This window comes from Ramlibacter pinisoli (genome assembly GCF_009758015.1).
GTDB lineage: Bacteria > Pseudomonadota > Gammaproteobacteria > Burkholderiales > Burkholderiaceae_C > Ramlibacter > Ramlibacter pinisoli.
In genome coordinates this window covers 509,611-535,900 of the sequence record NZ_WSEL01000003.1, presented here as the reverse complement: position 1 = coordinate 535,900, position 26,290 = coordinate 509,611, and the positions used below count along the sequence as shown (strand labels likewise).

Here is a 26,290-nt window from a genome sequence, read left to right as displayed (position 1 = left end):
TGTGCAGGGCCGCGCACCGGCGCCGCTACGATGCCGCATGCTCCTGGATGTCGCCGCCATCGAACGCGCCACCCTGCAGGCCGTGCCGCCGCAACGACTCATCACGCTCGACGGCTGGCTGGTCGGCCTGGACGATGGCACCGTCGGCCGCGTGCACAGCGCCGTGCCGACGCGGCACGCGCCGGATGTCGGCGATGCGCTGCAGTCTGTGCTCTCCAGCTTTCGCGATGCCGGCCGCCAGCCGGTCCTGCGCATTCCGCGCACCGCTGCGTTCGACGCGATCCGCGCGCGCGTGGGCGAGGCCGGCTTGCAGGCGCGCAAGCCCACGCTCACCATGGCCGGCCCCGTCGCGGGACTCATGGGCCTGCCGGAGACCGCACCGGTCGAGATCACGGATGGGCCGGATGGCGATTGGGCCGGCGTCTTTCTCGGGCCGGGCTTCGATCCGGTCGATGGGGCCAGCCGGCTCGCCATCCTGCGCCGCGGCCGCGCCAACGTCTTTGCCGGCGTTCGAGTCGCGGGAGATCTGGTCGCGGTGGGGTCCGCATGCTTCGCCGAAGGCTGGTGCGGCGTGCATGGCATGCGCACCGTCCCCGCCGCGCGCGGCCGCGGCTGGGCCGGCGCGATCCTCGCCTCCTTCGGCCGGCAGGCGCACCAGCGCGGCGTGGAGTCCGTCTTCCTGCAGGTCGAGCAGGTCAACGTCTCGGCCCAGGCGCTCTACCGCCGCGCCGGGCTGCAGGACGCCTTCCTCTACGACTACTGGAGCCGTTGATGCGCCGCTCGCGGCCCGCGCAACCGACCGGGCACGATGGAAGTCAGGCTTCGGCGCCCAGCTCGGACATCAGCTCTTCCTTCCGGGCCTCGAGCTCGTCGCGCATCGAGACCAGGTCGAGCTTCCGGGCAGCGCGGGCCTTGGGGAACATCTCGTTGCGCTCTTCCTTGACGTGGTGGTCGATGTACTCGCCCAGCACCTTGACCTTGGCCTCGAACTTCTCGTCGGGCTCCGTTGCCGACTCGATCTGGGCGATGAGGTCCTTGGCGGTCTGGTGCTCGACCTCGGCCTCGTCGAGCAGGTCGGTGTCCTTGAGGGCCGCGCGCAGGGCCGGGTAGAAGATCTCTTCCTCGACCTGTGCGTGGACGGTCAGCTCCATGCAGATCTGCTGGGCCAGGTCCATCTTCTTTTGGCCGGCGTTGCGAGCACGCGAGCCCGTCAGTTCCTCGAATTCCTTGAACAGTTTCTTGACGGCGCGGTGGTCTGCGTCGAGCAGGTCGCACGCGTCCTTGCCGGTTCGGGCGGTGGGCATATGGGGGACTCCTGGTGGGAATGGCCCATCTTGGGTTCCGCCCCCAGGGGGCCCCTGTAGGAGAACGTCGGAACAGACCTGCGCCATCGCAGCGCGCGGACTCAGGCACAGGACATCGGGGCGTGGTGTCCACCTACATATGGCTCAGCACGCAGGGAATGTTCCGGTGCGCTGCCGGCCTGCGGCGACGAGCGACGTGGGACTGCTCGTCACATTTCGCGACAGGTGCATAGTATTATCATGTTATTCACCTGTACGGTTGGTTGAATGGTAGTAGACAAGTCAGCGCAAGACAAGGCAGCGGACGAGAAGGCTGCGCGGTTCACCATCCTCATCGATGCGGATAAGAAGAAAGCATTCGACGACCTGTGCGCATCGCAGGACGTGACGTCGTCCCAGATGATCCGGCAGCTGATCAAGGACTACCTCGACCGCCACGGCGTCGATGTGGAACCGGGTCCCCTTCGGACCAAGCGCCTGCGCCGGACCCGTGCGAGCTGAGCTCGCCGGTCCGGATGGGCCAGCGCAGGATGAGGTAGACCGGCTCGATTAGAATCCGATACACATCGCAGCCCAATCGCCCCATGGAGAACAAGACCGCCAGGCTCACGGTCCTCATCGATCCCGCCAGAAAAGCGGCGTTCGAGAAGCTCTGCTATTCGCAGGACATGACCCCGTCGCAGGTGATGCGCAGGCTGATCCGTGAGTGGATGGAGCAGCACGCCCCCATGGCCCCCGCCGCGGCGCGCAAGCCCATCCCGATCCGCGGGCCGGCCCCGCGCAAGCGCGGCTGAGCCTTCAGTCCGCGCCGATCCCGTCGGCGCTCAGGTGCAGCACCCGGTCGGCCCGCGCGGCCGCCGTTGCCGAATGCGTCACCAGCACCAGCGCGGCCTGCCGGGTCCGCGTCTGGGCCACCAGCAGATCCATCACCTGCTCGGCCGTCCTCGGATCGAGGTTGCCGGTCGGCTCGTCGGCCAGCAGCAGAGGCGGTGCATGCACCAGCGCCCGGGCGATGGCCACGCGCTGCAGTTGCCCGCCACTGAGCTGTTGCGGAAGGCGCGCGCCCAGACCGCCGAGCCCCACGTCTTCGAGCATCGCCTCCACCCGCGCCGTGTCCGGACGGCCGCGCAGCAGCAGTGGCAGCCCGACGTTCTGCGCCACGTCCAGGTGCGGCAGGACGTGGAAGGCCTGGAACACGAAGCCCACCCGTTCGCGGCGCAGCAGGGCCCGGCCCGCATCGTCGAGCCCGGCGAGGTCCTGGCCCTCGAACAGGATGCGGCCGGCGTCCCAGGTGTCCAGTCCGGCCAGGCAGTTGAGCAGGGTCGACTTGCCGACGCCCGACTCGCCGACGACGGCCACGAACTCGCCGCGCCGGATGCTGAGGCTGACGTCGCGGAAGACGTGCGTTTCGCCGTAGTGCTTGGCGAGTCCCTCGACCTGGACCAGCGGCGGCAGGCTCAACGGATCACCTCGCGGGCGGCGGCCAGCACGCGCGCCGTCGCATCCGGCGCGTCGCAGGCGATCACCCGCCGCTCCATGCCGCGCAGCCAGGTGAGCTGGCGCTTGGCCAGCTGGCGGGTGGCGGCCACGCCCTGCTCGCGCAGGCGATGCAGCGGCCAGTCCTGGTCCAGGGATTCCCAGGCCTGGCGGTAGCCGACGCAGCGCATGCTGGGCAGCGAAGGTTCGAGGTCGCCGCGTGCCCGCAGGCGCCGCACCTCGTCCAGGAAGCCGGCCGCGAGCATCGCGTCGAAGCGGCGCCCGATGCGCTCGTGCAGCCAGTGGCGGTCGGTCGGCTCGAGCGAGAGCAGGGCGGCCGGGCGCAGGCCCTGGCCGGATCGGCCCTGGTGCAACTCGCTCAGCGGCCGCCCGGTGGCGCGGAACACCTCCAGCGCGCGGCCGATGCGCTGCGAGTCGTTCGGCGCCAGCCGCTGCGCGGTCGGCGGGTCGACCCGCGCCAGTTCCACGTGCAGGGCGGGCCAGCCATGCCGGGCGGCCTCGGCATCGATGGCCGCGCGCAGTTCCGGCTGCGCGGCCGGCAGCGGATCGAGGCCGTCGAACAGCGCCTTGAAATAGAGCATGGTGCCGCCGGCCAGCAGGGCGACGTGGCCGCGCGCGTGGATCTCGCCGACCAGGCGCGTGGCGTCGGCGACGAAGGCGGCGGCGCTGTAGGTCTCGGCGGGATCGCGGATGTCGACCAGGTGGTGGGGCACCGCCGCAAGCTGCTCCGGTGTGGGCTTGGCCGTGCCGATGTCCATGCCGCGGTAGACCAGCGCCGAATCGACGCTCACGATCTCGGCGTCCAGCGCCTGCGCGATGGCCAGCGCGGCGTCCGTCTTGCCGGCCGCCGTGGGGCCGGCAAGGGCAAGCAGGCGGGGAAGGGGGCTTGGGGACACCGGCGCCGAGCCTAGCAGAAGGCCCGGGCCGCGCCGCCGCCGTTCAGCGCAGGCTGAACAGCTGTTCGATCGCCTCGCGGTAGCGCGCCTGGCCGACCAGCATGGTGCTGTGGTGCGAGCCGCCGTCGACCAGCAGGAACTTCTTCTTGCCGGTGGCGGCGTCGAACAGGCGCTGGCCGAGGTCGCTGCGGATCAGGCTGTCGTTGGCGCCGTGCACCACCAGGAGCGGCGAGCCGACCTTGGCCACCTTGTCGATCGACGCGAAGCGCTGGGTGATGAGCGGGCCGACCGGCAGCCAGCCCCACTTGAAGCTGCTGGCGACATCGGGGATGGAGGTGAACGTGCCTTCGACGATCGTGCCCTGCTCGTCGTCGACGCGCGAGGCCAGGTCGATGGCGACGGCGCCGCCCAGCGAGTGGCCGAAGATGTAGCGGGGGCGCCCCGGCCGGTGCTGCGCCAGCCAGTCCCAGGCCGCCTTGGCGTCCTCGTAGGCGGTGTCTTCCGAGGGCAGCCCGGGGCTGCTCTTGCCGAAGCCGCGGTAGTCGATGGCCAGCACGCCGAAACCCATGTCCTGCAGCCGGCGCATGCGGCCGGCCGAGCCGGCGACGTTCCAGCGCGCGCCGTGCAGGTACAGCAGCACCGGCGCGCCGGCGCGCGGCCTGTCGGCCTCCAGCCAGAGGGCGTGAAGGCGCGAGGGTTCGCCGGTGACGCGGGAGGGGAAGTCGATCCAGACGTCGTCCATGCCCTCCGCCTCGCTGGCGCTGCCGCCCCAGGCACGGTCGCTCGGCTGGAAGATCCATTCGCGCTGCTTCTGGTCGAGGCTGGCGCAACCGAGGTTGAAGACGAGGCCCAGGACGACGGCCGTGGCGGCGAGGACTCGTTTGTTCATGCGCAGGAACAGAGTGGAAGCGGTGCGCGAAAGTTCAGTTGGCCGAGGAGGGTAACCCGCCGACGGCACGGGTGGCGCAGGTCCCGCCTCAGCCGTGGGGATACCGGGGCTTTCCCTGAACACGTTGGCATGCAAACACTGCTACGTTACGGGCGCACCAAGGTCCGGGGGTCCGGCCTTTCCCTCCTTCCATTTCCTCCGAGAGTCCCGACCGATGCCTGTTTCCCCATTGATGTCCCGTTCCCGGCAGCCACGCCGCCGCGTCGCCGCCGCCGTCCTGCTCGCCCTGGCCGGCGCGGCGCTGGCCCCGGTGGCGCTGGCGCAGCCGGCTGCCTGGCCCAGCAAGCCGGTCAAGGTGATCGTGCCGTTCGCACCCGGCGGCCCGCCCGACGTCGTGGCCCGCCTGGTGGCGCCCAAGCTGGGCGAACTGCTGGGCCAGCCCATCGTGATCGACAACCGTGGCGGCGCCGGCGGCAACATCGGCACGCAGGCCGTGGCCAAGTCGCCGGCCGACGGCTACACGGTGCTGATGACCTCATCGGCCTTCGCGGTCAACGCCAACTTCCCCGAGTCGGGGTATTCGGCCGAGAAGGACTTCGTGGCCGTCAACCTGGTGGCCCAGCAGCCCAACGTCATCCTGGCCCACCCCAGCGTGCCGGCGAAGACCCTGCCCGAACTGCTGGCCTACGCCAAGGACCGCAAGCTCGCCTTCGCCACCCCGGGCAGCGGCACGACGCCGCACCTCACGGGCGAGAACCTGTTCAACGTCGTCTCCAAGCTCGGCCTGCCCGCCGCGCACTTCCGCGGCGCCGGGCCGGCCGTCGCCGCGCTGCTGGGCGGCGAGCCGCCCATCGGGTCGGCCGCGCTGGCCGCGCCGATGCAGAACATCAAGGCCGGCAAGCTGCACGCCATCGCGGTCTCCAGTGCCAAGCGCCAGCCGCTGCTGCCCGACGTGCCCACGCTGGCCGAGCTGGGCTACCCGGACATGCTCGACTACACCTGGGTCGGTGTCTTCGTGCCCGCCGGCACGCCGCCGGCCATCGTCACCAGGCTCGACGACGCGCTGCAGCGCGTGCTGAAGGATCCGGAGATCCGCCAGCGCATCCAGGCGGTGGCCTTCGAGATCGTCGGCGACCCGCCCGCGCGCACCACCGAGTACGTGAAGGCGGAGGTCGTGCGCTGGGGCAACCTGGTGCACAAGATCGGCATCAAGCCCGAGTGACGGCGCCCCGCCGCGAGGACACACCCATGGCCAAGCTCCGGCACATCGCCCTGTCCGTCCCCGACCCCGAGGCGTCGGCCCGGTTCTACCGCGACGCCTTCGGGCTCGAGATCGTCGGCCAGGCCAATTCGGCCACCGCCACCGGCGTCTACCTGTCCGACGGCACGGTGAGCCTGGCGCTGCTGAAATACCGCACCGACGCCCCGGCCGGCCCGCGCGGCAAGGACTTCGTCGGCCTGCACCACATGGGCTTCATCTGCGAGGACCTCGCGGCCCAGAGCCGGCAGGTGGAGCAGCACGGCGCCACCCTGTTCCAGGACGTGCCCGACGTGCAGTCGACCGAGTACTACGAGAAGAAGTACACCGACAAGGACGGCATCATCTTCGACATCACCCACTCGGGGTGGAAGGGCGCACGCCCCTGAGGCCGGCGGGCCTCAGCGCCCGCGCAGGAACAGCGCGTCGAGTTCGCGCACCGTCAGCTGCCGCCAGGTCGGGCGGCCGTGGTTGCACTGGTCCGAACGCTCGGTGGCCTCCATCTGGCGCAGCAGGCCGTTCATCTCGTCCAGCGTGAGCTTGCGGTTGGCGCGCACCGCGCCGTGGCAGGCCATGGTGGCCAGCAGTTCGTTGCGCGCGCGCTGGACCACCGTGCTGGCCTCGTGCTGCGCCAGTTCGGCCAGCACGCTGCGCGCCAGTTCCACCGCGTCGCCGTGCGCCAGCGTGGTGGGCACGGCCCGCACGGCCAGGGTGCGGGCCGAGAACGGCGTGATCTCCAGGCCCAGCGTTCGCAGCGCATCGGCCGCGCCTTCGGCGGTGGCGATCTCCTGCGGCGTGGCGGCGAAGGTGGCCGGGATCAGCAGCGGCTGGCTGGCCAGCGCCGTCTCGGCGCCGGCCTCGAGCTGGTCCTTGAGCCGCTCGTACACGATGCGCTCGTGGGCCGCATGCATGTCCACCACGATGAGGCCCTGGCGGTTCTCGGCCAGGATGTAGATGCCGTGCAGCTGGGCGATGGCCCGGCCCAGCGGCCAGTCGCCCTCGGGCAGCGCCGGTGCCGCCACGGCCTGCGATGCGGGCGCCGGGGCGAACGCGGCGGGCACCTCGGCGGCCAGCGGCGCGGGAGCCGGCTGCCACAGGGCCGACAGGTCCCGTACCGGCTGGCCCACCGGCGCATCGAACGCCATGCGCGGCTGCGACCAGGCGGGCTGGCCGGTGGGGCGTTGGGGCAGGTCCGGGGGCAACAGCGGTGGCGCCACGTCCAGCGCGGCGGCGCGCGGCGCGGCCAGGGCGGCCTCGACGGCGCGGCGCACCGCCTGGTGTACCTCGCGGCCATCGCGGAAGCGCACCTCGATCTTGGTCGGGTGCACGTTCACGTCGACGCGCGACGGCTCGATGTCCAGGTAGAGCGCGTACACCGGTTGCCGCTGGCCGTGCAGCACGTCTTCGTATGCGCTGCGCGCGGCATGCGTGAGCACCTTGTCGCGGACGTAGCGGCCGTTGACGTAGGCGAACTGGTGGTCGGGGCGCGAGCGGGCGGCATCCGGGATGCCGGCGCGGCCGGTGACGCGCACCGGCCCCACGACCTGGTCGATGGCGACGCTCTGCGCCAGGAAGTCCTCGCCCAGCACGTCGGCCAGGCGCTGGTCGCGGCTGGCGGGCCGCCATTGCTCGACCAGCTTGCCCTCGTGCCAGATCGCGAAGCCGGTCTCGGGCCGGGCCAGCGCGTGGCGGCGCACGGCCTCGATGCAGTGGGCCAGCTCGGTGGCGTCGGTCTTGAGGAACTTGCGGCGCGCCGGCGTGCTGAAGAACAGTTCCTTGACTTCGACCGTGGTGCCGCCGGCGCGCGCGGCCGGCCGCAGTTCGCCGCTGCGGCCATCGAGCAGGAAGGCGCTGGGTTGGCCGGGCGTGCGCGAGAGGATGGACAGCTCGGACACCGAGGCGATGGCGGCCAGCGCCTCGCCGCGAAAGCCCATGGTGGCCACCTGCTCCAGGTCCTGCAGGCTGCCGATCTTGCTGGTGGCGTGCCGGCGCAACGCGATCGGCAATTCATCGCGCGGGATGCCGCCGCCGTCGTCCTCCACCGACACCAGCCGCACCCCGCCGGCCAGCAGCCGGACGGTGACCTGGGTGGCGCCGGCGTCCAGTGCGTTGTCGACCAGCTCGCGCACCACCGAGGCCGGGCGCTCCACCACCTCGCCGGCCGCGATCTGGCTGATCAACTCGTCGGGGAGGTCGCGGATCGGACGACGATGGTCCGGATGGAGCACTGCATTCACGCCCGCGATTCTAAGGAGCGCGCCCGCCCGGGCCGATAATCGCCCGCCATGGAGTACGCGGCTTTCCTGATCGATTTCATCCTGCACGTCGACAAGCACCTGCAGACTTTCGTGGCGACCTACGGCACCTGGGTGTACGCGCTGCTGTTCCTGATCATCTTCGTCGAGACCGGCGTGGTGGTGATGCCGTTCCTGCCGGGCGACTCGCTGCTGTTCGTGGTCGGCGCGATGTGCGGCGTGGGCCTGATGGATCTCGGCACGTCGATCGCGCTGCTGTGGGCCGCGGCCGTGCTGGGCAACCAGAGCAACTACGCCATCGGCCGCCAGGTGGGGCCCAAGGTGTTCCAGTGGGAGCAGTCGCGCTTCTTCAACCGCCGCGCCTTCGACCAGGCCCATGCGTTCTACGAGAAGTACGGCGGCTTCACCATCATCGCGGCGCGCTTCATGCCGTTCCTGCGCACCTTCGCGCCGTTCGTGGCCGGCGTGGCGCGCATGACGCGCAGCAAGTTCACGCTCTACGACGTCACCGGTGGTGGCCTGTGGGTGGGCGGCATCGTCGCCGCCGGCTACTTCTTCGGCAGCGTGCCGTGGGTGAAGGAAAACCTCGACAAGATCATCTGGGCCATGATCCTCATCCCCGGCCTGGTGGTCATCTTCGGCGCCATCCGGGCGCGCCTGAAGCCGGCGCCCTCCGCCTGAGTCCGGCGTGCCCCTGCCGCTGGATCCCCTGTCGCTGAAGCTCTTCATCGCGGTCGTCGAGGAGCAGGGAATCGGCAAGGCGGCCGAACGCGAGCACATCGCCGCCGCCGCCATCAGCAAGCGCATCACCGAACTCGAGGGCACGCTGCGCACCCAGTTGCTGACGCGCAGCCACAAGGGGGTCGAGCCGACCGCGGCCGGCGTCGCGCTGCTGCGGCTGGCGCGCCAGGCACTGCATGCGCTCGACGGCGTCCATGCGCAGATGCTCGACTACGCCACCGGCACGCGCGGCGAGGTGCGGCTGTTCGCCAACATCTCCGCCATCACCGAATTCCTGCCGCAGGACCTGGCCGCGTTCGCCGCCGAGTACCCCGAGGTGCGGCTGCACCTCGAAGAGCGCAACAGCGCCGTCACGGCCCGGGCGGTGGCGGATAACGCGGCCGACGTCGGCATCTGCATCCGTCCGCCGCAGGGGGAGGGCGTCGAGATCCTTCCCTACGAGGTGGACGAGCTGGCCGTGGTGCTGCGCCGCGACCATCCGCTGGCCGCGCACAGGAGCCTGCGGCTGGCCGACCTGCTCGACTGGGATTTCGTCGGCCTGCGCACCGGCAGCGCCATCAACAGCCAGCTGGCCGAGGCGGCCGCCAGCAGCGGCCGGGCGGTCCGGCTGCGGGTCCACGTCACTGGCTACGACGCCCTGTGCCTGATGGTGTCCGCCGGCCTGGGGATCGCCATCGCGCCGACCGGCCTGGTGCGGCTGTTCGTGGAGCGGCTGAACCTGTGCGAAGTGCCGCTCGCCGAGCCGTGGGCCCGCCGCGAGCTGGCGCTCTGCGTGCGCGCCCAGGCCGAGCTCCCGCAGGCGGCCCGGCGCCTGGTCGAGCACCTGCAGCGCTGCGCGCAGCAGCGCCGGCAGTAGTCTTCGCAGTTGGCGATGGCCCCTTGGCCATCCGTTGATGGTGGCGGGCATGGCAGGCCGCCACCATCGCCCCGTTCCCAGAGATCAGAGGAGACAACCCATGCTCATTCCCACCTTCGGCCGCCGCCACGCGCTGGCAGCCCTCGCCCTGGCGCTGGCCGGCGCCAGCCCGTTCGCCGGCGCCCAGCAGTGGCCCGACAAGCCGATCCGCATCGTGGTCGGCTTCGCGCCCGGGGGCTTCACCGACGTCCTGGGCCGACTGATCGGCCAGAAGCTGTCGGACCGCCTGGGCCAGCCGGTGGTGGTCGAGAACAAGCCCGGCGCCGCCGGCACGCTGGGCGCCGACCTGGTCGCCAAGAGCCGGCCCGACGGCTACACCCTGCTGCTGGCGCACAGCAACTCCAATTCGGTGGCGCCGGCGCTGTACCCCAAGCTGCCGTACGACGTCGTCAAGGACTTCACGCCCATCATCCTGGTGGCCAACACGCCGCTGCTGCTCACCGTGACGGCGGGCCTGCCGGCGCGCACCGTCGGCGAGTTCGTGGCCCTGGCCAAGAGCAAGCCGAACGGCCTGAGCTACGCCTCGTCCGGCGGCGGCAGTGCCCAGCACCTGGCCGCCGCCCGCTTGCCACCGGCACCCAGATGACCCACGTGCCGTACAAGGGCAGCGGCCAGGCGATCGTGGACCTGCTGTCGGGGCAGGTCGACCTGAACTTCGAGAGCCCGCCCAACGTCATGGCCCACGCCAGGGCGGGCAAGGTCCGGCTGCTGGCGGTCACCAGCGCCAAGCGCTCGCCGATGCTGCCCGAGGTGCCGACGATGGAGGAGGCGGGCGTGAAGAATGCCGAGATGCAGCAGTGGTTCGCCGTCATGGGCCCGGCGCGGATGCCGGCCGACCTCACCCGGCGCCTGAACAGCGAGATCGCCGCCATCCTGCGGCAACCCGACGTGGCCGAGAAGATCGCCTCGCAGGGTGGCGAGATCCTGGGCGGCTCGCCCGAGGACTTCGCCCGCTTCCTGGCCTCGGACAGCGCCGCCTACGCCCGGCTGGTGAAGGAGGCAGGGATCACCCTGGACTGACATGAGCCTGAAGACTTCCGACCTTTGCGACGCCTGCGAGCAGGCCGAGCCCTGCGCGCTGCCCCTGCGCGGCTGGGGCCGGCGCCGGGCCTTCGCCGGTGCCATCCGCACCATCCGCTGCCACGAGGACATCGCCCTGATGCGCGACCTGGTCAACCAGCCGGGGCAGGGACAGGTGCTGGTGATCGACGGCGGCGGTTCGATGGCACGGGCCATCTTCGGCGACGTGATGGCCGCCGTGGCCAGCCGCAACGGCTGGGCGGGGCTGGTGATCCACGGCGCGATCCGCGATGGCGTCGAGATCGACGCCATGGACATCGGCGTCAAGGCGCTGGGCACCGTTCCCAAGCGCGGCGAGCGCACCGGTCGCGGGGAGGTGGACGTCCCGGTCACGTTCGGCGGCGTCACCTTCGTGCCCGGCCGCCGCCTGGTGGCCGACGAGGACGGCGTCATCCTCCTGCCCGAGGGGCTGACGGAGAGCGACATCCGCACCGACGACGTCGTCGCCGCCACCGCCGCCTACGCGGCCTCCGCCCGGTGACCGCGCGCACCCTGTACCGCCGCATCGTCGACGCGCACACCGTGCGCGGGCTCGGCGAGGGCGGCCAGGTCCTGCTCTACGTCGACCGGCAGGTCCTCAACGAGTACACCAGCCCGCAGGCCTTCGCCGCACTGCACGCGGCCGGCCGCAGCGTCTGGCGCCCGTCCGCCACCATCGCGGTGGTCGACCACGTGAATCCGACCACCCCCGAGCGCAACGCCGGCACCATGGTCATCGCCGACGCCGAACGCTCGCTGCAGGTGCGCACGCTGGCGGCCAACTGCGCGCGGCACGGCATCGAGCTGTACGACATGCTGGATGCGCGCCAGGGCATCGAGCACATCGTGGCCAGCGAGCAGGGCCTGGTCCTGCCGGGCATGGTGATGGCCGCCGGCGACAGCCACACCACCAGCCACGGTGCCATGGGCGCGCTGGCGTTCGGCATCGGCAGCAGCGAGATCGAGCACCTGCTGGCCACCCAGACCCTGACCTACACGGTGCAGAAGACCATGAACGTCGAGGTCGGCGGCCGGCTCGGCTTCGGCGTCAGCGCCAAGGACCTGGTCCTCGAGCTGATCCGGCGGATCGGCGCCGATGGCGCCGGCGGGCACGTGATCGAGTACACCGGGCCGGCGATCCGCGCGCTCGGCGTGGAGGGCCGCCTGACCCTGTGCAACATGAGCGTGGAGGCGGCCGCGCGCGGCGCCATCGTGGCCCCCGACGACGCGCTGTTCGCCTACCTGCACGGCCGCCGCCGCGTCCCCCAGGGTGCCGCGTGGGATCGCGCCGTGGCGGCGTGGCGCACGCTGCGCAGCGACGACGGCGCCGTGTTCGACCGCACCGTCTCGCTCGACGCCGCGTCGATCGCGCCCATGGTCACGTGGGGCACCAGCCCGGACCAGGGCGCCACCATCGATGCCGCCGTTCCCGACCCGGCGGCCGAGCGCGACCCGACCCGGCGACGCGGTGCCGAGCGGGCGCTGGCGTACATGGGGCTGCAGCCGGGCGAGCGGCTGGACGGGCTGGCCATCAGCCACGCCTTCATCGGCTCGTGCACCAACGGCCGCATCGACGACCTGCGCGACGCCGCACGCGTCCTGCGCGGGCGGCGGGTGGCGGCCGGTGTCCGGGCGCTGGTCGTGCCCGGGTCGACCCAGGTGCGCGCCCAGGCCGAGGCGGAAGGCCTGGCCCAGGTGTTCCGCGAGGCCGGTTTCGAATGGCGCCAGGCGGGCTGCTCCATGTGCGTGGCGATGAATGACGACCACCTGGGGGCGGGCGACCGCTGCGCCTCCAGCACCAACCGCAACTTCGAGGGCCGGCAGGGCCCGGGCGCGCGCACCCACCTCATGAGTCCGGCCATGGTGGCCGCGGCCGCCGTCCGCGGCGCGCTCACCGACGTGCGCCGGTTGCTGCCCGCCCAGGAGTGACCATGGAACCGTTCCGAACCCTCACCGGCCCGGCCGCGCCGCTGCCCATGGCCAACCTCGACACCGACCAGATCATGCCCAAGCAGTTCCTGCGCGGCGTCGACCGCGAGAGCGGGCTGGCCGGCGGATTCCTGCACGACCTGCGGTTCGACGAGCAGGGCCGTGCGCGACCGCAGTTCGTCCTGAACCGGGCGCCCTGGACGCAGGCGCGGCTGCTGGTCACCGGCCCGAACTACGGCTGCGGCTCCAGCCGCGAACACGCCGTGTGGGGGATGCTGCAGCTGGGCCTGCGCTGCGTCATCGGCAGCAGTTTCGGCGGCATCTTCGCGGACAACTGCATCCGCAACGGGGTCCCGGCGATCTGCGTTCCGGCCGAGGAGGCCGAGCGCCTGCTCGCGCTGGCCGCCGACCCGCAACGGTGCCAGATGACGGTCGACCTGGAGGCGCAGACGATCACCACCGCGGGCGATGGCTGCATCCTGCCGTTCCGTTTCGATGCGCGGCACCGGTCGATGCTGCTGCGCGGCCTGGACGCGGTGGGCCTGACGCTCGAGATGGCGGACGACATCCGCCGGTTCGAGAGCGGCTACCTGCAGGACGCCGCCACACGCGCGTGAGCAGCGGCGGGCTACTGGCCGGCGGTCAGCTTGTGCACCAGGTCGGCGGTGGTGTTGGCCTTGTACTTGCGCATCAGGCGCGCGCGGTAGATCTCCACCGTGCGGTGGCTGATCGCCAGTGCCTTGCCGATTTCCTTGGAGGTCATGCCCTCCAGCAGCCGCGCCGCCACCTCGCGCTCGCGCGCCGTGAGCTCGGCCTTCACCGGGCGCTGCGAGCTGAGGTCCTCGAACGACCAGATGCCGGACTCGTGCGGCGCATCGCGGTTGAGCGCGCGGCCGGTGACGTGGCACCAGAACACCTCGCCGTTGGCGCGCTTCATGATGCGGTCGTCGGCGTAGTGGCCCTTGGCATTGAGGATCGGGGCCATGCGCGCGCCCAGCCGTTCGTACTCGTCCGGAGTGGGGTACAGCGTCATGAACGACTGGCCGATCAGCAGCTCCCGCGCGAAGCCGAACATCTCGCATAACTGGCGATTGCAGTCGACAATGGCGCGGTTGCGCGACAGGCACAGCCCGACAGGCGCGAGGTCGAAGGCCAGGCGGTAATCGACGTCCATCGGGCCCGTTCCCTAGGCAAAACTACGTAGCAACATAGGTAGTATCGTAGCCGGGTTCGCCGGCACCCCGCCCGGCCAGGTTCCGCGAAGGAGACTCCTCTTGAACAAGCTCTATCCCTCTGCGGCCGCTGCGATCGACGGCGTCGTGCGCAGCGGCCAGCTGCTCGCCGTCGGTGGCTTCGGCCTCTGTGGCATCCCCGAGGCCCTGATCGATGCCGTGCGCGACAGCGGCGCCAAGGACCTCACCGCCATTTCCAACAATGCCGGCGTCGACGACTTCGGCCTGGGCAAGCTGCTGCAGACGCGCCAGATCAGGAAGATGATCTCGTCCTACGTCGGCGAGAACAAGGAGTTCGAGCGCCAGTACCTGGCCGGCGAACTCGAGCTCGAATTCACGCCGCAGGGCACGCTGGCCGAGAAGCTGCGCGCCGGCGGCGCCGGCATCCCGGCCTTCTTCACCAAGACCGGTGTCGGCACCATGGTGGCCGAGGGCAAGGAGCTGCGCGAGTTCGACGGCGAGACCTACGTGATGGAGCGCTCGCTGGTGCCCGACGTGGCGCTGGTCAAGGCCGACGTGGCCGACAAGAGCGGCAACCTGCGCTTCAACCTGACCGCGCGCAACTTCAACCCGGCCGCCGCCATGGCCGGCAAGGTCTGCATCGTCGAGGTGGAGAAGGTCGTCGAGGTCGGCGAGCTGGCCCCCGACGACATCCACCTGCCCGGCATCTACGTGCACCGCATCGTGCTCAACGCCAGCCCCGAGAAGCGCATCGAGAAGCGCACCGTCCGTTCCTAAGGAGAGACCATGCCCTGGACCCAAGACCAGATGGCCGCGCGCGCGGCCCAGGAACTCGAGGACGGCTTCTACGTGAACCTCGGCATCGGCATCCCCACGCTGGTGGCCAACTTCACCGGCGACAAGGAAGTGTGGCTGCAGTCCGAGAACGGCATGCTGGGCATCGGCCCGTTCCCGACCGAGGCCGAGGTCGACCCCGACCTCATCAACGCCGGCAAGCAGACCGTCACCACCATCAAGGGCTCGTCCATCTTCGGCAGCCACGAGAGCTTCGCCATGATCCGTGGCGGCAAGATCAACCTGTCTATCCTGGGCGCCATGCAGGTCAGCGAGCACGGCGACCTGGCCAACTGGATGATCCCCGGCAAGATGGTCAAGGGGATGGGCGGCGCGATGGACCTTGTGGCCGGCGTGCCGCGCGTGATCGTGCTGATGGAGCACGTGGCGCGCAAGAAGGACGGCGGCGAAGACCTGAAGATCCTGCCCAAGTGCACCCTGCCGCTCACCGGCGTGGGCGTGGTCGACCGCATCATCACCGACCTCGCGGTGATGGACGTCACGCCCCAGGGCCTCAAGCTCATCGAGCTGGCGCCCGGCGTCACGTTCGAGCAGGTGCAGGCCAAGACCGGCGTCACGCTGCGCCAGTGACGCCGACGCGGCAGCAGCGCTGCCGCCGGGCTGAAACCCGACACGCGCCGCCACACCGGTAACGTGGCGTGACACGCCATGGAAGGCGGCTGACACCGGCTGCCGTTATCCGCCTGCGCTGAGCCACCCCGGCGCTGCCGACCATGCACCCATGGCGGCCGCCGGCCGCGGGGAGCACCCCATGAACACCCGCTTCGCCTTCGTGGCCCTGGCCTGCTTCGCCGCTGTGCCGGCGATGGCCTGCTACACCGTCTACGACCGCACCAACACCCTGGTCTACAACGCCCAGGTGCCGCCGGTCGACATGACCCAGCCGCTGCGCGAGGCCGTGGATGCGCGCTGGCCGGGCGGCCACATGGTGTTCGGCGACGACGCCGGCTGCCCGCGCCTGAACGAGACGCGGCGGCAGCTCCAGCGGCCCTCGACCACCGGCCGCTCGCCGCTGCTGACCGACGCGGCCACCGCCAAGGCCATGGGGCTGCCGCACACCACGCTCGGCAATGGCGTCGTGGTGGTCCCCGACCGGCCCGACAGCATGCGCCCAGGCGTGGTGGTGACCGATTCGGGCCTGCAGGAATCGGCGACGACGGCGATGGGCGCGGGTCCCACACCGGGCGCGCCCGCCGGTCCGCCACCCAATGGCCTGGCCGATTCCGGACTGGTACCCGCCCCCGTCGTGGGCGCCGGACCCAACCGGCCGCGCGTGTATCCGGGCGACGCGCGGCCCCCGCAGGCGGTGCAACTGCCGGCGCAGGGGGGCCGGCGGTAGTCGCCTCTCATCCGGTGACCACCTTCAGAGTCGTCATGCCGGGCTCGGGCCTGACAACGTCACGCTGACCCCACCCCCCAGAATCGTCATGCCGGGCTTGACCCGGCATCCATCTCCGGAACCAGGTCGCACCCGAACCACGTTCGGGAGATGGATTGCGGGGCAAGCCCGCAATGACGAGATCTGCGGGTCAAGCCCGCAATGACGAGATCTGCGGGTCAAGCCCGCAATGACGCGCCTCCAGAAACAGCCCTGATCAGCGGAACGGCCGGCTCAAATACCGCGAGCCGACCCAGCCGAAGCGCCACGGCACGTCCATGGCCTTGCTGATGCCGATGCGCGGGCCGGCCACGATCGGCGGCGGGTCGGGGGCGGCGAACACCTGGAAGGGCGGACGGTCCAGCCGGTGGCCGTTCATCCCGTGGGCGATGGCCAGGGCCTGGCCGACCCGCCCGGGGCCGGCGCACAGCAGGCGCTCGTCCTGCAGGCCCCGCCGCACGCGCATGGCATCGAGGCCGTGGGTGGGTTCGATGGCGCGGATCAGCACGCCGGCGCCGTGGCCGTCCTCCCGGCAGACGAAGTTCAGGCACCAGTGGATGCCGTACGAGCGGTAGACGTAGGCGCGTCCGGGCGGGCCGAACATGGCCTGGTTGCGCGCGGTCGGGCCGCTGTGGCTGTGCGAGGCCGGATCCTCGCGGTCGTAGGCCTCGGTCTCGACGATGCGGCCGCCCACGCCATCCACCAGCAGCGTCGCGCCGATCAGCGCCTGCGCCACCACCACCGCGTCGCCAGCGAAATCGTGCGGCCCCAGCGCCCTAGGCGTAGGCATCGACCTCGACGTCCGACTCGCCCAGGAAGCCGCCGCTCTGGTGCGCCCACAGCCGGGCATACAGCCCGCCCAGCGCCAGCAGGCTGCGGTGGTCGCCTTCCTCGACGATGCGGCCCTGGTCCATCACCACCAGCCGGTCCATCGCCGCGATGGTCGACAGCCGGTGGGCGATGGCGATCACGGTCTTGCCCTGCATCAGTTCGTCCAGGCTGGCCTGGATGGCCGCCTCCACTTCGGAGTCGAGCGCGCTGGTGGCCTCGTCGAGCAGCAGGATGGGCGCGTCCTTGAGCATCACGCGCGCGATTGCCACCCGCTGCCGCTGGCCGCCCGAGAGCTTCACCCCGCGCTCACCGACATGGGCATCGAAGCCCTGGCGGCCGTGGGGATCGCTGAGGTGCACGATGAACTCGTGCGCGTGGGCGCGGCGCGCGGCCAGTTCCATCTCGGCCTCGCTGGCGCCGGGCCGGCCGTACAGGATGTTGTCGCGCACCGAGCGATGCAGCAGCGAGGTGTCCTGCGTCACCAGGCCGATGTGGGCGCGCAGGCTGTCCTGCGTGACGGCCGCGATGTCCTGGCCGTCGATGACGATGCGGCCACCGTCCAGGTCGTAGAAGCGCAGCAGCAGGTTGACCAGCGTCGACTTGCCGGCGCCCGAGCGGCCGATCAGCCCGATGCGCTCGCCCGGCCGCACCACCAGGTCGAAGGCGTCGATGACCGGGGTGGGCTTGCCGTAGCCGAACCGCACGTCCTCGAAGCGGACCTCGCCGCGCGGCACTTCCAGCGGCCGGGCCTGGGGTGCGTCGACCACGGCGCGCGGCCGGGTGAGGGTGCCGATGCCGTCCTGCACGGTGCCGACGTTCTCGAACAGCGAGGCCATCTCCCACATGATCCAGTGCGACATGCCGCTGATGCGCAGAGCCATCGCCGTCACGGCGGCCACGGCACCGGGTCCCACCTCGCCCTGCGACCACAGCTGCAGCGAGTAGCCGGTCACCGCCAGGATCAGCCCGACCACCAGCGCGTGGTTGACGATCTCGAAGGCGCTCACCAGCCGCATCTGGCGGTAGCCGGTGGCCTGGAACTCCTGCATCGCCTCGCGCGCGAAGCCGGCCTCGCGGTGGGTGTGCGAGAACAGCTTGACGGTGGGGATGTTGGTGTAGGCGTCGGTGATGCGCCCCGTCATCATGGCGCGTGCATCGGCCTGCTTCTTGCCGATGCGCCCCAGGCGCGGCACGAAGTACCAGACCGAGACCGCGTAGCAGGCCAGCCAGCCCAGGAAGGGCAGCATCAGCCGGGGGTCGAAGCCGCCGGCCAGCAGCACCAGCGAGATGAAGTAGACGCCGATGCCGATGATCACCTCGGTGGTGGTGAACACCATCTCGCGCACCGCCAGCGCGGTCTGCATCACCTTGGTGGTGACGCGGCCGGCGAACTCGTCGGCGTAGAACGCCATGCTCTGGCCGAGCATGAGCCGGTGGAAGTTCCAGCGCAGCCGCAGCGGGAAGTTGATGGCCAGCGTCTGGTGCTTGACGATGGTCTGCATCGCGATCAGCACGATGCTGGCCAGCAGCACGCCCGCCAGCAGCCGGAGCATCGGGCCGTGCGCCTGCCACAGGCTGGCCGGCTGGACGCGGCCGAGCCAGTCGACGATCTGGCCCAGCATGGAGAACAGCAGGGCTTCGTAGGCCGACACACTGGCCGACAGCAACGCGAGCCAGCCGATGTAGCCGCGCAGGCCCTCGGTGCAGGCCCAGACGAACGCGACGAAGCGCTTCGGCGGCAGGGCCGGTTCGGCGGCGGGGTAGGGGTGGAGGAGGGCTTCGAAGCGGCGGAACAAGGGGCGCAAGGATGCCACAGGCCTTGCGAAGGCAGGGCCGGCAGTGGCGAATTCGCACAATCGATGGCGGCAGTTTACTGTATAAATGAACAGTAGATTCCGGCTCCCGCTTTCCCTCACCACCCCCCTCCATGCAGCCCGCTGCAGTCCTCGCCATCCCGCACGTCTGGCGCGTCACCGACCTGGCGCGCGAGGAGGCCGTGCTGCCCAGCGGGCATGCGGCCCTCGACGCCCAGCTGCCCGGTGGCGGCTGGCCGCTGGGCTGCCTGGTCGAGTTGCTGCAGGAGAGGCCCGAGGCCCATGCCTGGCAGCTGTTGCTGCCGGTGCTGGCCGCCCGGGTGGCCGACCGGCAGGGGCCGGTCGTGCTGGTCGGCCCTCCGTTCCATCCCTTCGGCCCGGCCCTGGCGGCGCAGGGCCTGCCGGCCGACCGCCTGCTCTGGATCCGCGCCGAGCCGGCCGCGGCCCGCCTCTGGTCGGCCGAGCAGTCGCTGCGCTGCACCGACGTCCAGGCCGTGCTGGCCTGGCTGCCGCAGGTGCGCACGCCCGAGTTGCGCCGGCTGCACCTGGCTGCGCGCCAGCACGGCAAGCTGCTGTTCGTGCTGCGCGGCGTGCAGGCGCGGCTGCACGCCAGTCCGGCGCCCTTGCGGCTGCTGCTGCAGGGCAGCCAGGAGATGGAGGTGCACATCGTCAAGCGGCGCGGCCCGCCGCTCGACGAACCGCTGCACCTGCCCGCGGTGCCGGCACGCCTGCAGGCCCTGCTGGCCTCGCGCCGGCGCACGCCGGTCGAGGTCCCCGCCACCCCCGAACCCAGGAGATCGCATGTTCTGGATCGCCTTGTGTCCCTTCCGTGAGCAGGACCGCCAGCCCTGGACCTGGTGGGCGTTGCGGTTCACGCCGCGCGTCACCCACGTCGACGAGGCCGTGCTGCTCGAGGTGTCCGGCAGCCTGAGGCTGTTCGGCGGCCGCCAGGCCCTGCTGCACCTGTTGCTGCGTTCGCACCCCGACCTGGGCGAGGTGCCGTGGGCCGCGGCATCCACGTCCCTGGTGGCCCTGGCGCTGCTGCGCTGCAAGCAGCGTGGCATCGCCAGGCCGGCCGCGCTGCCCGACGACCTGCCGCTGGAGCTGCTCGGTGCCGCCCTGCCGCACGTGGCCCTGCTCGAACGCACCGGCACCCGCACCTGGGGGCAGGTGCGGGCGATGCCGCGCGGCGGCCTGTCGCGCCGGTTCGGCGCGGACCTGCTGGCGGCCCTGGATTCGGCCTTCGGGGAACGGCCGGAAACCTATCCCTGGCAGGTGCTGCCCGAGGCGTTCGACCTCAACGCCGAACTCGCCGCGCTGGCCAGCACGGCCCCCGAGTTGCTGCTCGGCGCCGAACAGCTGCTGGCCCGCCTGCAGGTCTGGCTGCAGGCGCGCAACCGCGGCGTGCTGGCGCTGGAACTCGAATGGACGCTGGACCTGCGGCGCCTGAACGGCGTGAAGCTGCCGCCCCGGGAACAGCTGCAGGTGCGCACCGCCCAGCCCACCCAGGACATGGCCCACCTGCGCCGGCTGGTGCGCGAGCACCTGGAGCGCGCCACCCTGGCGGCCCCCGCCAACCACCTGCGGCTGCGCTCGCTCGAGACGGTGCCCTGGGCGGGGGCCACCACCAGCCTGCTGCCGCAGGAGCAGGGGCAGGGCGAGAAGCTGCACCAGCTGGTCGAACGCCTGTCGGTGCGCCTGGGCGAGGAGAACGTGGTGGTGCCGGTGCCGCAGGCCGACCACCGGCCCGAATGCAAGCAGGCCTGGAAGCCGGCCCGCGAGGGCAGCAGTGCGCCGGTGGAGGAGCCCGACGCGCTCTATCCGTCCTGGGTCCTGCCGCAGCCGCTGCGCCTGCGCATGCAGGGCGAGACGCCGTGCTTCGGCGGCCCGCTGCGCCGGCTGGCGCGCCTGTACCGGGTCGAGACGGCCTGGTGGGACGGCGCCGGCCCCACCCTGCGCGACTACTTCGTGGCGCGCAGCCCGCGCTCCGGCCTGGTCTGGATCTTTCGCGAGCGGCCCTGCCACCTGGCCGAGGACCTGGCCCAGGCGCGCCAGTTCGCCTGGTACCTGCAGGGGCTGTATGCCTGAGAGCCAGGTCAAGCCCCGGCCGGTGCTCGACGAGGAACACCTGCCGCCCATCCTGGGCACCGGGCCGCAGGTGCTGCCCGGCTACGTGGAACTGCACTGCCTGAGCAACTTCAGCTTCCAGCGCGGTGCCTCGCATCCGCAGGAGCTGGTGCGGCGCGCCTACGACCTGGGCTACGAGGCGCTGGCCCTCACCGACGAATGCTCGGTGGCCGGCGTGGTGCGGGCCTGGTCGGGGCTGAGGGATTACTTCGGCTTCATCGACCGGCTGGAAGAGGCGTTCCCGGCGCAAAAGCGCAAGCGGAAGTTCCAGTTGCTGTGCGGCAGCGAGTTCGATTTCGGCGATGCCCGCCTGGTCGCCATCGCCCGCGACCTGCAGGGCTGGGGCGGCCTGTGCGAATTCATCACGGCGGCCCGGATCGAGGCGCCGAAGGGCACCTACGACGTGGGCTGGGACCGCAGCGACCTGCGCCTGCTGCAAGGCTGCGAGGTGCTGTTCCTGCCCCGGCGCGTGCCGGGCCGGGACCTGGACATGACGGCGCTGTGCAGGCGGCTGCAGCAGTTGCGCGGGCTGTACGGCCCGTCGCTGTGGCTGGCCGTCAACCTGCCGCACCTGCTGGACGACGACCTCTGGCTGGCCCTGCTGGAGGAGGCCGCCGACCGCACCGGCGTGCCGCTGATCGCCACCGGCGACGTGCACATGCACGCCCGCTCGCGCAAGCCCTTGCAGGACGTCATCACGGCGGTGCGCCTGGGCAAGCCGGTGGCCGACTGCGGCCTGGCCCTGCAAGGCAACGCCGAGCGCCACCTGCGCCAGCGCAAGCGCCTGGCCGAGCTGTACCCGGCGCCGCTGCTCGCCCACACGCTGGACGTGCAGCGGCGCTGCCGCTTCGACCTGCAGGAGATCCGCTACGACTACCCGCTGGAGACGGTGCCGCCCGGCATGACCCCCCTCGAGGGCCTGCGCCATCTCACGTACCTGGGCGCCGGCAGGCGCTATCCGGCGGGCATCCCGCAGCGCGTGCGCGACCTGGTCGAGAAGGAGCTGGCCCTCATCGAGCTGTGCCGCTACGAGATGTTCTTCCTCACGGTGCACGACATCGTGGAGTTCGCCAACTCCAGGCGCATCCTGTGCCAGGGCCGCGGCTCGGCGGCCAATTCGGCGGTGTGCTTCTGCCTGGGCATCACCGCGATGGACCCGATGCTGTCGCAGCCGCTGCTGGAGCGCTTCATCAGCGAGAGCCGCAGGAACGAGCCGCCCGACATCGACGTCGACTTCGAGCACGAGCGGCGCGAGGAGGTCATCCAGTACATCTACGGCAAGTACGGCCGCGAGCGGGCCGCCATCGCGGCGGTGGTCATCAGCTACCGCACGCGCAGCGCCATCCGCGACGTCGGCAAGGCGCTGGGCATCGGCGAGCCGCTCATCGACGCCTTCGCCAAGGACCATTTCTGGTTCGACGACCAACTGGCCACCGAGAAGCTGCGCGGCATGGCGGCCGCCTGCGGCGTGCCCCTGGCCGAGCACCAGGCCCGCCTGTGGCTGGAGCTCACGCAGGAGCTCATGGGCTTCCCGCGCCACCTGTCGCAGCACGTGGGCGGCTTCGTGCTCACGCAGACGCGCCTCACGCGGCTGGTGCCGGTGGAGAACGCCAGCATGAAGGACCGCTCCATCATCCAGTGGGACAAGGACGACCTGGAGGACATGGGCCTGATGAAGGTCGACGTGCTGGCGCTGGGCATGCTCACCGCCATCCGGCGCTGCATCGACCTGGTGACGCAGCGGCGCGGGGCGCCGTTCACCCGCTACGACATCCCCGACGGCGACGAGGCCACCTACGCCATGGTCCGCAAGGCCGACACGGTGGGCGTGTTCCAGATCGAGAGCCGGGCCCAGATGTCGATGCTGCCGCGCCTGAAGCCCCGGGAGTTCTACGACCTGGTGGTCGAGGTCGCGATCGTGCGGCCCGGCCCCATCACCGGCGGCATGGTCCATCCCTACCTCAAGGCCCGCGAGCGGCGCGACAAGGGCGAGGCCATCCAGTACGAGCGCTCCAGCCGCGAAACCGGCGAGCCGCGCCTGAAGAAGGCGCTGGAGCGCACGCTGGGGATCCCGATCTTCCAGGAGCAGGTGATGGAGATCTCCATGATCGCGGCCGGCTTCTCGGCCGCCGACGCCGATGCCCTGCGGCGCGCCATGGCGGCCTGGAAGCGCAAGGGCGGGGTCGACAAGTTCGAGGCCCGGCTCAAGGGCGGCATGCTGGCCAACGGCTACAGCGAGGAGTTCGCGCACCGCATCTTCGAGCAGGTCAAGGGCTTCGGCGACTACGGCTTCCCGGAAAGCCATGCCTACAGCTTCGCGCTGCTGGCCTATTCGAGCAGCTGGCTCAAGTGCCACGAGCCGGCCTGCTTCCTGGCCGCCATGCTCAATTCGCAGCCCATGGGGTTCTACGGCCCTTCGCAGCTGATCCAGGATGCGCAGCGCCACGGCATCCAGGTGCTGCAGCCCGACGTGTCGCACAGCGACTGGGACTGCACGCTGGCCGGCGACCTGGCGCGGCCCGCCGTGCGGCTGGGGCTGCGGCTGGTGGGCAGCCTGCGCGAGGAAGCGGCGCGGCGCATCCCGGCCGCGCGCGGGCAGGGCGCCTTCGCCGACACCGAGGACCTGGCCTTGCGGGCCCGGCTGGACGTGCAGGACCTGGCGGCGCTGGCCGCGGCCGACGCGCTGCAGTCGCTGGCCGGCCATCGCCGCCAGCAGGTCTGGGAGGCGGCCGGGCGCCGCCGTGCGCCGGCGCTGCTGGAACAGGCCCCGATCCAGGAGGAGCCGCTGGCGCTGCCGGCCGCGCCGGAAGGCGAGGAGATCGTGTTCGACTACGCCGCCATGGGCCTCACGCTGCGCCGGCATCCGCTGGCGCTGCTGCGCGAGCGGCTGGCCAGGCGGCGCTTCCTGAACGCCGAGCAGCTCGCGGGGCTGCCCAACGGCCGCCGCGTGTCGGCCTGCGGCATGGTCACGGTGCGCCAGCAGCCGGCCACCGCCGGCGGCACGGTCTTCGTGACGCTGGAGGACGAGACCGGCCCGGTCAACGTCATCGTCTGGAAAAGCGTCCGGGAAGACCAGCGCGAGCCGCTGATGCATGCGCGCCTGCTGGCCGTGCACGGCACCTGGCAACGCGACGAGGCCAGCGGCGGGCGGGTCTGCCACCTGCTGGCGGAGCAGCTGGAGGACCTGACGCCGCTGCTGGGGCGGCTGGGCCGGCAGGGCAACCGCAGCCGCGACTTCCACTGAGGCCGGGCGGCTCCTGCTTCGGCGCCGCCGTGGCCCGACCCTGCGCGCCTGCGGCGTCGTCCGACAGGCGATTGCGGCGCGCCGGTCTACACCTGCAGCCATGCTCGAGAAACTGCCCGAAGCCCTGGGCCATGCGCTGCGCGACCGCCGCGCCGGCCTGGACCACCTCGTCTTCAACCGCTGCGGCCTGCGCGCCGGCCACGGCACGCTGCAGGTGTCCAGCCTCGCCTTCGCCGACCATGCCGAGATCCCGGCGCGGTACACGGCCGACGGCGAGGGCGAGTCGCCGCCGCTGCAATGGCTGGGCGTGCCGGCCGGCGCGGCCAGCCTGGTGCTGGTGGTCGAGGATGCCGACGCGCCGACCAGCGAGCCCCTGGTGCATGCCATCGTGGTCGACATCCCGCCCGAAGACGGCGCGCTGCACGAGGGCGCGCTGCAAAGCCCCGGCCACGACGGCGACGAGGTGCATGCCGGCCGCAACTCCTACCTGCGCGCCGGCTGGATCCCGCCCGATCCCCCGCCCGGCCACGGCACGCACCGCTATGCGTTCCAGCTGTTCGCGCTGGCGGCCGGCGAAGCCTTCAGCAGCAAGCCGGGCCGCGACGAGGTCGCGGCGGCAATCCGCGCGCGGGCGGTCGCCAGCGGACTGCTCATCGGCACCTACCACCGCCCGGACGGCAGCATCCGCGCCGGCGAGCCCAAGGCCGCCACGGCGCCGCTCGTGCGATGAGGTGGGGGACTGGGGCAGCCGAGCATTGACGGCGGCGGCGCAGGCCGCTTCCAATGCCCGCTCCACCACAGGAGCGAGACATGAACAAGGCTTTGGGAACCGCGGCGCTCGCCGCCGCGACCGCGATCGCGCTGGCCGGTTGCGCCGGCATGCCGGGTTCGGGCGGCGACTGGCAGACGCTGATCGACGGCGGCAAGGGCATGGAGAACTTCGTCAACCTGGGCACCGCCAACTGGCACGCGGAATCCGATGCCATCGTCGCCGACAACCGCGTCGGCACCGAAGGCACCAACTACCTGACCACCAAGACCGCATACAAGGATTTCCAGATCCGCGCCGAGTTCTGGGTCAACGAGACCGCCAACAGCGGCATCTACATGCGCTGCAGCGACGTGCGGCCGATGACCGACCGCACCTGCCACGAGGCCAACATCTTCGACAAGCGGCCCGACCCGAGCTTCGCCACCGGCGCCATCGTGTGGCTGGCCAAGGCGCCGACCCCGGTGCCCGTGACCGGCGGCAAGTGGAACACCATGGAGGTCACGGCCAAGGGCAAGCGCATGGTCGTGACGCTCAACGGCGTGAAGACCGCCGAGACCGACGAGGCGCGCGAGAACGGCGGCGTCATCGGCCTGCAGTACGCGGGCGGCGTGGTGCGGTACCGCAAGGTGCAGATCAGGCCGCTTTGAGCGCCGCCGCCGGCTCCAGGAAGCCGGCGGTGCGCTCGTAGTGCGCCGTCAGCAGTGCGCGCGCGCGCACCAGGTCGCCCGCCATCGCGGCCTTCGACAGCGCCTCGTGCTCGTCGAGCTCGTTGCGTTGCCGGTAGGCCTTGCGCGCGGCCAGCTGGCGGTAGCGGTAGGCCTGTTCGTACAGCTGCTCGCAGAAGCCCAGGAGCAGCGGCGATTCGCAGCCGGCCAGCAGGGCGCGGTGGAACTGCCGGTGCAGGCGTTCCCATTCCGGGTTCTCCTCGTAGCTGTCGTCCCGCAGCGAGCGCGGCGTGCGCGACAGCCGGTGCATGGCCAGCACCACCGACTCCTCCCAGGCAGGCGACCGGCGCGCGATCGCCTGCTCCAGCGCCAGTGACTCGACGGCGGTGCGGGTGCGCACCAGGTCGCGCAGGCTGGCGTCGCTGGCCTCCGCCACGCTGAAGCCGCGCTGCTCGTGGTGCACCACCCAGCCTTCGCTCGCGAGCCGGTTGAGCGCCTCGCGCAGCGGGCTGGCGCCGACCTCGTAGCGCTCCTTCAGCTGCTGCAGCACCAGCTTGCTGCCCGGCGGCCAGGCGCCGTCCAGCACGTCGGTGCGCAGGCGGTCGTACGCGGTGCGGATCAGGGTGGTGGCTTCAGGCATGAGGGTTTACCCGGTCTGTCGATAGAC

General features: G+C 71.4%; 29 protein-coding genes. 20 read left to right on the top strand and 9 right to left on the bottom strand.

What is annotated here, in order from left to right; translation table 11 throughout:
• Nucleotides 1-37 precede the first annotated feature (37 nt).
• Nucleotides 38-772 carry a GNAT family N-acetyltransferase gene (locus GON04_RS03750; protein ID WP_157396635.1) on the top strand — a complete coding sequence of 245 codons (735 nt, stop codon included), beginning with the start codon at nt 38-40 and terminating at the stop codon, nt 770-772.
• 43 nt (nt 773-815) lie between these two features.
• Here GON04_RS03750 and GON04_RS03745 read toward each other — a convergent pair whose 3' ends face one another.
• Nucleotides 816-1,304: a hemerythrin domain-containing protein gene (locus GON04_RS03745; RefSeq protein WP_157396634.1), complete on the bottom strand. Its 489-nt coding sequence runs from the start codon at nt 1,302-1,304 to the stop codon at nt 816-818.
• A 267-nt stretch (nt 1,305-1,571) separates the two neighbouring features.
• On the opposite strand from GON04_RS03745, the gene GON04_RS03740 reads away from it, so the two are divergent.
• Both GON04_RS03740 and GON04_RS03735 read left to right on the top strand, forming a co-directional pair.
• The gene (locus GON04_RS03740; protein WP_157396633.1) at nt 1,572-1,805 is read left to right on the top strand and encodes a ribbon-helix-helix protein, CopG family; all 234 of its coding nucleotides are present in this window, start codon (nt 1,572-1,574) and stop codon (nt 1,803-1,805) included.
• 83 nt (nt 1,806-1,888) lie between these two features.
• Complete coding sequence (locus tag GON04_RS03735; RefSeq protein ID WP_157396632.1) at nt 1,889-2,098, top strand: CopG family transcriptional regulator; 210 nt, start codon at nt 1,889-1,891, stop codon at nt 2,096-2,098.
• A 4-nt stretch (nt 2,099-2,102) separates the two neighbouring features.
• Here the strand turns inward: GON04_RS03735 and GON04_RS03730 are convergent, their stop codons facing one another.
• From GON04_RS03730 to GON04_RS03720, 3 genes are read right to left on the bottom strand one after another with little or no spacing between them, the layout of a single operon-like run.
• Nucleotides 2,103-2,759, bottom strand: a complete 657-nt coding sequence (locus tag GON04_RS03730; protein WP_232533015.1) for an ABC transporter ATP-binding protein — start codon at nt 2,757-2,759, stop codon at nt 2,103-2,105.
• Nucleotides 2,760-2,761: 2 nt separating this feature from the next.
• A complete protein-coding gene (miaA, locus tag GON04_RS03725; RefSeq protein WP_181653870.1) occupies nt 2,762-3,697 on the bottom strand; it encodes a tRNA (adenosine(37)-N6)-dimethylallyltransferase MiaA in 936 nt (311 codons plus the stop codon).
• A 43-nt stretch (nt 3,698-3,740) separates the two neighbouring features.
• Nucleotides 3,741-4,586, bottom strand: a complete 846-nt coding sequence (locus tag GON04_RS03720; RefSeq protein WP_157396631.1) for an alpha/beta hydrolase — start codon at nt 4,584-4,586, stop codon at nt 3,741-3,743.
• A gap of 232 nt (nt 4,587-4,818) precedes the next feature.
• Between GON04_RS03720 and GON04_RS03715 the strand changes: the two genes are divergently transcribed.
• Nucleotides 4,819-5,808, top strand: a complete 990-nt coding sequence (locus GON04_RS03715) for a Bug family tripartite tricarboxylate transporter substrate binding protein (RefSeq protein WP_157396630.1) — start codon at nt 4,819-4,821, stop codon at nt 5,806-5,808.
• 26 nt (nt 5,809-5,834) lie between these two features.
• A complete protein-coding gene (locus tag GON04_RS03710; RefSeq protein WP_157396629.1) occupies nt 5,835-6,233 on the top strand; it encodes a VOC family protein in 399 nt (132 codons plus the stop codon).
• Between the two features lie 12 nt (nt 6,234-6,245).
• Here the strand turns inward: GON04_RS03710 and mutL are convergent, their stop codons facing one another.
• A complete protein-coding gene (gene mutL, locus GON04_RS03705) occupies nt 6,246-8,081 on the bottom strand; it encodes a DNA mismatch repair endonuclease MutL (protein ID WP_181653869.1) in 1,836 nt (611 codons plus the stop codon).
• A gap of 48 nt (nt 8,082-8,129) precedes the next feature.
• Here mutL and GON04_RS03700 point away from each other — a divergent pair, with 48 nt between their 5' ends.
• The 7 genes from GON04_RS03700 to leuD all read left to right on the top strand — a co-directional run bounded on the left by GON04_RS03700 (nt 8,130) and on the right by leuD (nt 13,361).
• Complete coding sequence (locus GON04_RS03700) at nt 8,130-8,780, top strand: DedA family protein (protein WP_157396628.1); 651 nt, start codon at nt 8,130-8,132, stop codon at nt 8,778-8,780.
• A 13-nt stretch (nt 8,781-8,793) separates the two neighbouring features.
• Nucleotides 8,794-9,696: a LysR family transcriptional regulator gene (locus GON04_RS03695; protein WP_157398328.1), complete on the top strand. Its 903-nt coding sequence runs from the start codon at nt 8,794-8,796 to the stop codon at nt 9,694-9,696.
• A 100-nt stretch (nt 9,697-9,796) separates the two neighbouring features.
• A complete protein-coding gene (locus tag GON04_RS27020) occupies nt 9,797-10,342 on the top strand; it encodes a Bug family tripartite tricarboxylate transporter substrate binding protein (RefSeq protein WP_255481812.1) in 546 nt (181 codons plus the stop codon).
• Nucleotides 10,339-10,776, top strand: a complete 438-nt coding sequence (locus tag GON04_RS27015) for a Bug family tripartite tricarboxylate transporter substrate binding protein (RefSeq protein WP_255481811.1) — start codon at nt 10,339-10,341, stop codon at nt 10,774-10,776. Before GON04_RS27020 ends, GON04_RS27015 begins: the two co-directional genes overlap by 4 nt.
• A gap of 1 nt (nt 10,777) precedes the next feature.
• On the top strand, nt 10,778-11,317 hold the full coding sequence (gene rraA, locus GON04_RS03685; protein ID WP_157396627.1) for a ribonuclease E activity regulator RraA: 540 nt from the start codon (nt 10,778-10,780) through the stop codon (nt 11,315-11,317).
• Nucleotides 11,314-12,744: a 3-isopropylmalate dehydratase large subunit gene (gene leuC / locus GON04_RS03680; protein WP_181653868.1), complete on the top strand. Its 1,431-nt coding sequence runs from the start codon at nt 11,314-11,316 to the stop codon at nt 12,742-12,744. Before rraA ends, leuC begins: the two co-directional genes overlap by 4 nt.
• A 2-nt stretch (nt 12,745-12,746) precedes the next feature.
• Nucleotides 12,747-13,361 carry a 3-isopropylmalate dehydratase small subunit gene (gene leuD / locus GON04_RS03675; protein ID WP_157396626.1) on the top strand — a complete coding sequence of 205 codons (615 nt, stop codon included), beginning with the start codon at nt 12,747-12,749 and terminating at the stop codon, nt 13,359-13,361.
• Nucleotides 13,362-13,372: 11 nt separating this feature from the next.
• Here leuD and GON04_RS03670 read toward each other — a convergent pair whose 3' ends face one another.
• Entirely contained in the window at nt 13,373-13,918 is a 546-nt protein-coding gene (locus GON04_RS03670) for a PAS and helix-turn-helix domain-containing protein (protein WP_157396625.1), read from the bottom strand.
• A gap of 100 nt (nt 13,919-14,018) precedes the next feature.
• On the opposite strand from GON04_RS03670, the gene GON04_RS03665 reads away from it, so the two are divergent.
• From GON04_RS03665 to GON04_RS03655, 3 genes are all read left to right on the top strand, one after another.
• The gene (locus GON04_RS03665; protein WP_157396624.1) at nt 14,019-14,714 is read left to right on the top strand and encodes a CoA transferase subunit A; all 696 of its coding nucleotides are present in this window, start codon (nt 14,019-14,021) and stop codon (nt 14,712-14,714) included.
• Nucleotides 14,715-14,723: 9 nt separating this feature from the next.
• Nucleotides 14,724-15,362 (top strand): 3-oxoacid CoA-transferase subunit B, encoded by a 639-nt coding sequence (locus GON04_RS03660; RefSeq protein ID WP_157396623.1) that lies wholly within the window; start codon nt 14,724-14,726, stop codon nt 15,360-15,362.
• A gap of 181 nt (nt 15,363-15,543) precedes the next feature.
• Nucleotides 15,544-16,131 carry a hypothetical protein gene (locus GON04_RS03655; RefSeq protein ID WP_157396622.1) on the top strand — a complete coding sequence of 196 codons (588 nt, stop codon included), beginning with the start codon at nt 15,544-15,546 and terminating at the stop codon, nt 16,129-16,131.
• Between the two features lie 256 nt (nt 16,132-16,387).
• Here GON04_RS03655 and GON04_RS03650 read toward each other — a convergent pair whose 3' ends face one another.
• Entirely contained in the window at nt 16,388-16,960 is a 573-nt protein-coding gene (locus GON04_RS03650) for a DNA-3-methyladenine glycosylase (RefSeq protein WP_157396621.1), read from the bottom strand.
• Nucleotides 16,947-18,797 carry an ABC transporter ATP-binding protein gene (locus GON04_RS03645; RefSeq protein WP_157398326.1) on the bottom strand — a complete coding sequence of 617 codons (1,851 nt, stop codon included), beginning with the start codon at nt 18,795-18,797 and terminating at the stop codon, nt 16,947-16,949. Before GON04_RS03645 ends, GON04_RS03650 begins: the two co-directional genes overlap by 14 nt.
• A gap of 131 nt (nt 18,798-18,928) precedes the next feature.
• Between GON04_RS03645 and imuA the strand changes: the two genes are divergently transcribed.
• The 5 genes from imuA (at nt 18,929) to GON04_RS03620 (ending at nt 25,605) form a co-directional block, all read left to right on the top strand.
• The gene (imuA, locus tag GON04_RS03640) at nt 18,929-19,648 is read left to right on the top strand and encodes a translesion DNA synthesis-associated protein ImuA (protein WP_157396620.1); all 720 of its coding nucleotides are present in this window, start codon (nt 18,929-18,931) and stop codon (nt 19,646-19,648) included.
• Nucleotides 19,617-20,903, top strand: coding sequence for a Y-family DNA polymerase (locus GON04_RS27010; RefSeq protein WP_181653867.1), 1,287 nt, complete (start codon nt 19,617-19,619; stop codon nt 20,901-20,903). The genes imuA and GON04_RS27010 overlap by 32 nt, the downstream gene beginning before the upstream one ends.
• On the top strand, nt 20,896-24,186 hold the full coding sequence (locus GON04_RS03630; protein WP_157396619.1) for an error-prone DNA polymerase: 3,291 nt from the start codon (nt 20,896-20,898) through the stop codon (nt 24,184-24,186). Before GON04_RS27010 ends, GON04_RS03630 begins: the two co-directional genes overlap by 8 nt.
• Before the next feature lie 100 nt (nt 24,187-24,286).
• Nucleotides 24,287-24,916 (top strand): YbhB/YbcL family Raf kinase inhibitor-like protein, encoded by a 630-nt coding sequence (locus GON04_RS03625; protein ID WP_157396618.1) that lies wholly within the window; start codon nt 24,287-24,289, stop codon nt 24,914-24,916.
• A gap of 80 nt (nt 24,917-24,996) precedes the next feature.
• The gene (locus GON04_RS03620) at nt 24,997-25,605 is read left to right on the top strand and encodes a 3-keto-disaccharide hydrolase (protein ID WP_157396617.1); all 609 of its coding nucleotides are present in this window, start codon (nt 24,997-24,999) and stop codon (nt 25,603-25,605) included.
• On the opposite strand, the gene GON04_RS03615 is transcribed toward GON04_RS03620, so the two are convergent.
• Complete coding sequence (locus tag GON04_RS03615; protein WP_157396616.1) at nt 25,592-26,263, bottom strand: GntR family transcriptional regulator; 672 nt, start codon at nt 26,261-26,263, stop codon at nt 25,592-25,594. The two genes, GON04_RS03620 and GON04_RS03615, sit on opposite strands and share 14 nt — an antisense overlap.
• Between the last annotated feature and the right edge of the window lie 27 nt (nt 26,264-26,290).

What these genes read in the sequence shown, in the direction of transcription:
- GON04_RS03750 (WP_157396635.1), top strand. Translation starts at nt 38, where the DNA reads ATGCTCCTGGATGTCGCCGCCATCGAACGCGCCACCCTGCAGGCCGTG.
- GON04_RS03745 (WP_157396634.1), bottom strand. Translation starts at nt 1,304, where the DNA reads ATGCCCACCGCCCGAACCGGCAAGGACGCGTGCGACCTGCTCGACGCA.
- GON04_RS03740 (WP_157396633.1), top strand. Translation starts at nt 1,572, where the DNA reads ATGGTAGTAGACAAGTCAGCGCAAGACAAGGCAGCGGACGAGAAGGCT.
- GON04_RS03735 (WP_157396632.1), top strand. Translation starts at nt 1,889, where the DNA reads ATGGAGAACAAGACCGCCAGGCTCACGGTCCTCATCGATCCCGCCAGA.
- GON04_RS03720 (WP_157396631.1), bottom strand. Translation starts at nt 4,586, where the DNA reads ATGAACAAACGAGTCCTCGCCGCCACGGCCGTCGTCCTGGGCCTCGTC.
- GON04_RS03715 (WP_157396630.1), top strand. Translation starts at nt 4,819, where the DNA reads ATGTCCCGTTCCCGGCAGCCACGCCGCCGCGTCGCCGCCGCCGTCCTG.
- GON04_RS03710 (WP_157396629.1), top strand. Translation starts at nt 5,835, where the DNA reads ATGGCCAAGCTCCGGCACATCGCCCTGTCCGTCCCCGACCCCGAGGCG.
- GON04_RS03700 (WP_157396628.1), top strand. Translation starts at nt 8,130, where the DNA reads ATGGAGTACGCGGCTTTCCTGATCGATTTCATCCTGCACGTCGACAAG.
- GON04_RS27020 (WP_255481812.1), top strand. Translation starts at nt 9,797, where the DNA reads ATGCTCATTCCCACCTTCGGCCGCCGCCACGCGCTGGCAGCCCTCGCC.
- GON04_RS27015 (WP_255481811.1), top strand. Translation starts at nt 10,339, where the DNA reads ATGACCCACGTGCCGTACAAGGGCAGCGGCCAGGCGATCGTGGACCTG.
- rraA (WP_157396627.1), top strand. Translation starts at nt 10,778, where the DNA reads ATGAGCCTGAAGACTTCCGACCTTTGCGACGCCTGCGAGCAGGCCGAG.
- leuD (WP_157396626.1), top strand. Translation starts at nt 12,747, where the DNA reads ATGGAACCGTTCCGAACCCTCACCGGCCCGGCCGCGCCGCTGCCCATG.
- GON04_RS03670 (WP_157396625.1), bottom strand. Translation starts at nt 13,918, where the DNA reads ATGGACGTCGATTACCGCCTGGCCTTCGACCTCGCGCCTGTCGGGCTG.
- GON04_RS03660 (WP_157396623.1), top strand. Translation starts at nt 14,724, where the DNA reads ATGCCCTGGACCCAAGACCAGATGGCCGCGCGCGCGGCCCAGGAACTC.
- GON04_RS03655 (WP_157396622.1), top strand. Translation starts at nt 15,544, where the DNA reads ATGAACACCCGCTTCGCCTTCGTGGCCCTGGCCTGCTTCGCCGCTGTG.
- GON04_RS03650 (WP_157396621.1), bottom strand. Translation starts at nt 16,960, where the DNA reads ATGCCTACGCCTAGGGCGCTGGGGCCGCACGATTTCGCTGGCGACGCG.
- imuA (WP_157396620.1), top strand. Translation starts at nt 18,929, where the DNA reads ATGCAGCCCGCTGCAGTCCTCGCCATCCCGCACGTCTGGCGCGTCACC.
- GON04_RS27010 (WP_181653867.1), top strand. Translation starts at nt 19,617, where the DNA reads ATGTTCTGGATCGCCTTGTGTCCCTTCCGTGAGCAGGACCGCCAGCCC.
- GON04_RS03630 (WP_157396619.1), top strand. Translation starts at nt 20,896, where the DNA reads ATGCCTGAGAGCCAGGTCAAGCCCCGGCCGGTGCTCGACGAGGAACAC.
- GON04_RS03625 (WP_157396618.1), top strand. Translation starts at nt 24,287, where the DNA reads ATGCTCGAGAAACTGCCCGAAGCCCTGGGCCATGCGCTGCGCGACCGC.
- GON04_RS03620 (WP_157396617.1), top strand. Translation starts at nt 24,997, where the DNA reads ATGAACAAGGCTTTGGGAACCGCGGCGCTCGCCGCCGCGACCGCGATC.
- GON04_RS03615 (WP_157396616.1), bottom strand. Translation starts at nt 26,263, where the DNA reads ATGCCTGAAGCCACCACCCTGATCCGCACCGCGTACGACCGCCTGCGC.